Raw genomic sequence first — 288 nt, 5'->3', positions numbered from 1 at the left:
CGACACCCCGCGCGGACTGCCCATGACCTACCTGATCGCGCCCGATCCCTTCGGGCGCGCGCTCGAGCCGCAGCGCACGCAGATGCGCCGGGCGCGCATGCGCAGCGAACTGCCGCGCGTCGCACTGGTCGGCTACACCAATGCCGGCAAGTCCACGCTTTTCAACGCGATGACGGGTGCGGAGGCGTACGCCGCCGACCAGTTGTTCGCCACGCTCGACCCCACGGTGCGCCGCATCGACGGCGATGAACACGCGCTCGGGGTTCGCGATGACCGGGCCTGCCGACT

General features: G+C 70.8%; 1 pseudogene. It reads left to right on the top strand.

Going from position 1 to position 288, the window contains the following annotated elements:
- Positions 1-61: 61 nt before the first annotated feature.
- Positions 62-288: pseudogene (locus K6753_RS14535) on the top strand (GTPase); the annotation flags it as partial.

The organism is Novilysobacter selenitireducens (assembly GCF_020026895.1).
Classification (GTDB): Bacteria; Pseudomonadota; Gammaproteobacteria; order Xanthomonadales; family Xanthomonadaceae; genus Lysobacter_C; species Lysobacter_C selenitireducens.
Note: the sequence above shows the minus strand (reverse complement) of the source record. Positions and strands in the feature narration are given on the sequence as shown.